The organism is Alcanivorax sp. HI0044 (assembly GCF_001634945.1).
The window spans coordinates 1-5,756 of sequence record NZ_LWEZ01000258.1 but is presented as its reverse complement, the minus strand read 5'-3'; the positions used below and the strand labels follow the sequence as shown (position 1 = coordinate 5,756).

Genomic DNA, 5,756 nt, shown 5'->3' with positions numbered 1-5,756 from the left:
GGGCGAAACTGCTGGTAGTGCTGGCCACGTTGAAACAGGCTGTCAGTCACTGAAATAGCCGCTGGTATCGAAATGCGCAGCCCACAGTCGCCCATCGGCTCGCTCCAGGTCCAGGGCGACCCCTGCCAGCAGGTGGCCTTCCGGGGCCGCACACCAGGCGATGGTGCCGTAAAGGTGGTAAGTGCCGTGGTTTTCCAGCAGGGCAACCCACAGCTCCACATCCGTATTGGGCTTGATTGGCGCGGGCAGCTCTACGCTGATGCCGGCCAGTGAAATGTCGTGGGTGGTCAGATACAGGCGATCTTCCGGGGCCACGGAGTTCGAGCCAGCGGGCAGCAAGGTAAGAGACAGGCTCTCTTCCCGGCTTATCCGGGGGTGGCGTCGGTTGTCCATTGCTGTGGCCATATGACTTATCCGTAAATCATTCTGTCAACAACGTAAGCGGCTGTGGCCATGGAGGCAACCACCCCGAACAGGAACAGCAAGAATAGCAGGGCGGGTTTCACCGTCTTGGGAAGCGCTTCGGTTTCGCGTGAAGCGCGGGGTTCTTGCGTTTTACTCATCCGTTATCTCCCTGACATATCCGCATACTTTACAGTATCAGTTATTCCGGGACGATAGGAAACAGGGGCCTTGCAGGGCGGGTAACGCGAGCCCTGCAAGGGTTTTTGGCAGTTTGCGACCCTGATCACCCTGTGACGTCTATTTTCTGGAATAGCCAGTGATGCAGGTTGTCAGAGAGCAGCGGCACAAAGGCGACCAGCAACAGGGCCGTAAGCATGACGGCAATGGGTAGCAGGTATTTTTCGTAGCGCCGGTAGAAGGAACCGTTGATGACTTTGGCGCTTTCCACTTCGTCATCACCGACGACCTGACGGGTTAGCAGGTGATTCAATGCGACCGGGGGGGACAGATAGCCCAGCTCGAAGGCGACGAGGCTGATCATCCAGAAGTGCAGTGGGGCGATGCCGTTATCAAAGGCGACCTGGGCGATGGTCGCGTTCACCAGAATCACTGCACCAAAGGGGTCCATGATCATGCCGATGATGACCATGGTCACCACCAACAACGTCATGGCGACCCAAATCGAAGGGAAGGTTTCCGGCAAGGCTTCCATGATGCCGGAGCGTTCCAATAGTCCCCCCATGCTGACGGTCAGTGCCATCAGCATGAGCAGGGCACCAATATGTCCGGTGGTTTCGTTAGTAGAAAAGCGCAGAGAGCTTTCCAGGGTGGTTCCAACGCCTTCTTCCTCAGCGGGCAGCTCTGATACCTCGCCGCTGGGTTTGAACAAATAATGGATAAGCAAACTGATGCCGAGAATCAGGTTTCGCCAGAACAGCCCGGTTAACGTATCGGAAAGCTGGTTCTCGGAGGTGCCAGATGGAATATTGCCGGCATCCAGTGCGTTGCTGACCAACCAGACGTCATAGCTTGAATGGATCAGCAGGAGAGCCAGTACGGCGGCGCACAGATGCAGGAAATGGCGGCTGAATTTTTCATAGATCAGCACAGCCAGCATGATCACCGGCAAGATGATGGGCGCATAGTTCTCGTTAAGCTGCGCATCCAGGACATCCCTGAAAACCACCACCACGGTGCCAATGACAATGACGTAAGGCAGCAGGGGGACAAGCCGTTTCAGGCTTGCGGGAACTGCCTGTGAGAACGGCGCGATGCGAGCTGGCTCGGTGCGCGCAAACTGACTGTAAATGAAGAACAGTAGTAGCGATAAACCGAAGACCTTGATGCCGGAAGTGAACAGTTCGTCTGTGGTTACGCTGTTATTCAAGGCGGCGATAATCACCACCAGCAAGCAGGGGCGAAGCACCACGCCCATGGAGCCAGACATGGCTGCCCCGGCCAGAGCCAGCTGTTTTCTCGCGCCAGCGCGGACCAGCTCATGGTATACGGTTGCACCGGCAGCGATGATAAAAATACCGGATGCGCCGGTATAGGCGGTGGGGATCGCGGTAACAGCAAGGATCACAAAACACATCAGCTCGGGTGACATGCGCCAGGGACGCAGCACATCGAAGACCAGGTGCACCATTCTGGTCTGTCGCAGCATCATCCCTACCCAGATATAAAGCCCCAGGCTGAGAAACATGGTGGAAAATTCCATCATCATGCCCAGGTAGACACTGGTGCCGTGCAGATACCCCTGAGACATGAACTGGATGCTGGCACTGAGGCACATATAGGAGTACAGCGGAATCGTCAGGAATGCCTTGCCCCAGCCGCCGCCTTCTTCCAGATCTTTAGGGGGTGACAACAACTGCCAGAGAGAAGCGGCACTGAGAATGGCGAAGCCGCCTATCCAGAATTGATGCAAATAAAAGTGGTTCACCTGGACGCCATCAGCCATCGCCCTGATTTCCTCGCTGCGATAGATCAAGGCAGAAACCAGAAGCAGCACATTGGCAGTGAGCTGGCCAAGGGTGGAAACCAGATGGTCCTTGCGGGTGCGTGCCGGGCGCAAAGCGATATGGTGCCGGGTCAGTGTGGCCGTCGCTGCGCAAATGAGCAGCAGCAAGCAAAGAATCAGCCGTTTGTAGTCGCCCAGAATGCTGACCACCTGTGCCACGCCTCCCTCCAGGGTACGAAAGGCAACGACGCCGGGGGTGACCTTTTCCTGGACCATTTGGTAATTCGCCTACTTTTCACGGCACAGCGTTTGTGCGGATTCCAGCGACTGGCGCAACGCCTTTTCATCGATTTCGGTGCCAAAAAAACCGGCGAGGGGGTCGTCGGTCATTTTCTGTTTCTTTTCGGCAATGGCGCGTTCCAGCTCCCTGTCCAAGTCAGCATCCGCGTTGCAGGTGGGTTCGTTCAGTGCTCCTGCGCTACGTAACTGGAAGTAGTTGTCCCAGGTGTTTTCACCGATCGAGAGAAGTTGGGAGTGAATAACCTGCCCGGAAGCCAGGAAAATGGTCAGCAATAGCAGCAGCAGGGCAGGCAGGGAGGAAAACCACTCGCGGGCGGTACGCTGTTCCATGCGTAGGGGGTGGCCATTTTTTGTCCTTGTTATTTTCCTGAGAGCAAAGATTTTGCAAATTAGCATACTGCTACCAGCAGGGAAAGGCGGGACCAATGACGTAACGAGGCAGGTGTAGTGCGTCTGGGTAGGTGCTGAGAGAAGAGGCCTGCTTGAGTGCTGCGGGTGTCCAGAAACGCAAAAAGGGCCCTCTGGGCCCTTTTTGGTGTTGCGGTTGACGTTAGTGAACGCCGGCCTGGATCTTCTGGAACAGGAACTCGTGGAGCGAGTCCGACATCAGCGGTACGTAAGAAACCAGCAGCAGCGCAGTCAGCATCACCGCGATCGGCAGCAGGAACTTTTCGTAGCGGCGATAGNAGCTGCCACCCGGTACCTTGGCGGATTCCACTTCCTCGTCCCCGACCACTTGCCTTGTCAGCAGATGGTTCAATGCGACTGGGGGCGATAGGTAGCCGAGCTCGAAAGCCACCAGGGTAATCATCCAGAAATGCAGTGGCGCAATACCATTGTCAAAGGCAATTTGCGCAATAGTTGCGTTGACCAGAATCACCGCCCCATAGGGGTCCATGATCATGCCAATGATCACCATGGTAACGACCAGCAGGGTCATGGCCAGCCAGATGCTCGGGAAGGTCTCAGGCAGCATTTCCATGACGCCTGAACGCTCGATAATGCCGCCGACGCTTACCGACAGCGCCATTAGCATCAGCAGGGCGCCAATGTGGCCGGTGGTTTCGTTGGTGGCGAATCGCAATGAGCTTTCCATTTTGTCGCCGACACCGGGCTCTGGTTGATAATGCGGATCCATATCCGGTGTTTTCACCAGATAGTGGATTACCAGGCAGGCACCAAGGATGGCGTTGCGCCAGAACAGCCCCCAGAACAGGCCTTCCAGTTGCTCTGCAGAGGTACCGGTGGGAATGGCGCCAGCGTTCAGAGCATCATTAATGATCCACAGGTTGTAGCAAGAATAGATCAGCAGTGGTACCAGGATCACGGTGAAGACATGCAGCGATTTCTGGCTCAGCTTTTCGTAGGCAAGAATCGCCAGCAACATCACCGGCAGAATGATCGGTGCGTAGTTCTCGTTCAGCTCCGTATCCAGCAGATCCCGGAAGAGCACCACAACCGTCCCCATGATGATCACATAGGGCAGCAGAGGGATCAGGCGTTTCAGGCTCTGGGGAACCGCTTCAGAGAACGGTGCAATACGTGCGGGGGCAGTACGGGCGAACTGGCTGTAAATGAAGAACAAGAGTAACGACAGGCCAAAGATTTTCAGGCCGGAAGTGAACAGTTCATCCGTGGTTACACTGTTGTTTAGCGCAGCGATGATAACCACCAGCAGGCAAGGACGTAGCACCACACCCATGGAGCCGGACATGGCGGTGGCAGCCAGAGCCAGCTGTTTGCGGGCGCCAGCACGAACCAGCTCGTTATAGATTGTAGCACCGGCGGCGATGACGAAGATGCCCGATGCCCCAGTATAGGCGGTAGGTACAGCGGCAACTGCGAGGACAACGAAACACATGAGCTCCGGTGACATTTTCCAGGGGCGCAGCACGTCGAAGACCAGATGGGCCATCTTGGTTTGGCGCAGCAGCATACCGATCCAGATATACAGTGCCAGGCTCAGGAACAGAGTGGACAGCTCCATCATCATGCCGAGATAGACGCTGATGCCGTGATAGTAACCCTGGCTGATGAATTGCGCCCCGGCGGTAAGACACATGAAGCTGTACAGCGGAATGGTCAGCATTGCCTTGCCCCAGGTGCCGCCTTCTTCAAGGTCCTTGGGCGGACGAATCAGCTGGTACAGAGCAGCGAGTGACAGCAGCAGGAAGCCGGCGATCCAGAACTGGTGCAGATAGAAATGGTTTACCTGAACGCCGTCGGCAATGGCGCTAATTTCTTCGCCGCGGTACAGCCAGGCAGACATGAGCAGCATCACGTTGGCGGCAAGTTGCCCGACGCTGGAAACAAAGTGATCTTTGCGGGTGTGTGCCGGGCGCAGGGAAATATGATGGCGGGTCAAGGTGGCGGTCGCGGCACAGATCATCACCAGCAGGCAAAGCAGCAAGCGTTTGTAGTTCCCGAGGGTGGTCACCACTTTGGCAACGCCGCCTTCCAGTGTCCGGAAAGCAATCACGCCTGGGGTCGCTTTTTCCTGAATGAGTTCGTAGCGTTCCCATTTGCCTCGGCAGTTCGCTCTGGAAGACTCCAGGGACTTGCGCAGGGCATCTTCATCGACGTCCGTGCCGAAGATACCGGCTAGCGGGTCGTCAGCCATTTGCTGTTTTTTCTGCTTGATGGCTTTTTCCAGCTCCTGATTCAGGTCTGGATCACGGTTACAAGTGGGTTGTTCCACCATCCCCGCGCCACGCAAAAGGAAATAGCCTTCCCAGGTGTTTTCGCCGATTTTCAGTAGCTGAGAGTGAATGACTTCGCCAGAAGCCAGAAAAATGGTCAGCAGAAGAAGAATCAGGGTGGGAAGGGAGGATAACCATTCCGCCACGGAACGGTTTGCAACAGTCAGAGAAGGTTTATCCATTGTGCACCCGGTTATTGTTATACCGCCGTAAAAGCGAAAGAAAGAAAACGCTTGGGGTTTCAGCGCTTTATTCTCTGCATTCTAGGCCAGTGTAAACAGCTTGACTACCTGGCACCCGTGGAGGGGGTGACAGAATCTGAGTGGTTAGGGAAAAACGGGGCCAATTGGCCCCGTTTTTCCCTAACCACTCAGATTCTGTCACCCCCT

General features: G+C 55.8%; 3 protein-coding genes and 1 pseudogene. All 4 read right to left on the bottom strand.

Going from position 1 to position 5,756, the window contains the following annotated elements:
• Positions 1–42: 42 nt before the first annotated feature.
• The 4 genes and pseudogenes from A3730_RS03240 to A3730_RS03230 all read right to left on the bottom strand — a co-directional run bounded on the left by A3730_RS03240 (position 43) and on the right by A3730_RS03230 (position 5,549).
• Positions 43–405 (bottom strand): PilZ domain-containing protein, encoded by a 363-nt coding sequence (locus tag A3730_RS03240; RefSeq protein WP_063521000.1) that lies wholly within the window; start codon positions 403–405, stop codon positions 43–45.
• A 5-nt stretch (positions 406–410) separates the two neighbouring features.
• Positions 411–563 carry a hypothetical protein gene (locus A3730_RS30165; RefSeq protein ID WP_156497094.1) on the bottom strand — a complete coding sequence of 51 codons (153 nt, stop codon included), beginning with the start codon at positions 561–563 and terminating at the stop codon, positions 411–413.
• 125 nt (positions 564–688) lie between these two features.
• A pseudogene (locus tag A3730_RS03235) lies at positions 689–2,998 on the bottom strand (TRAP transporter large permease subunit).
• A gap of 220 nt (positions 2,999–3,218) precedes the next feature.
• Positions 3,219–5,549, bottom strand: coding sequence for a TRAP transporter large permease subunit (locus tag A3730_RS03230; protein ID WP_063537467.1), 2,331 nt, complete (start codon positions 5,547–5,549; stop codon positions 3,219–3,221).
• Between the last annotated feature and the right edge of the window lie 207 nt (positions 5,550–5,756).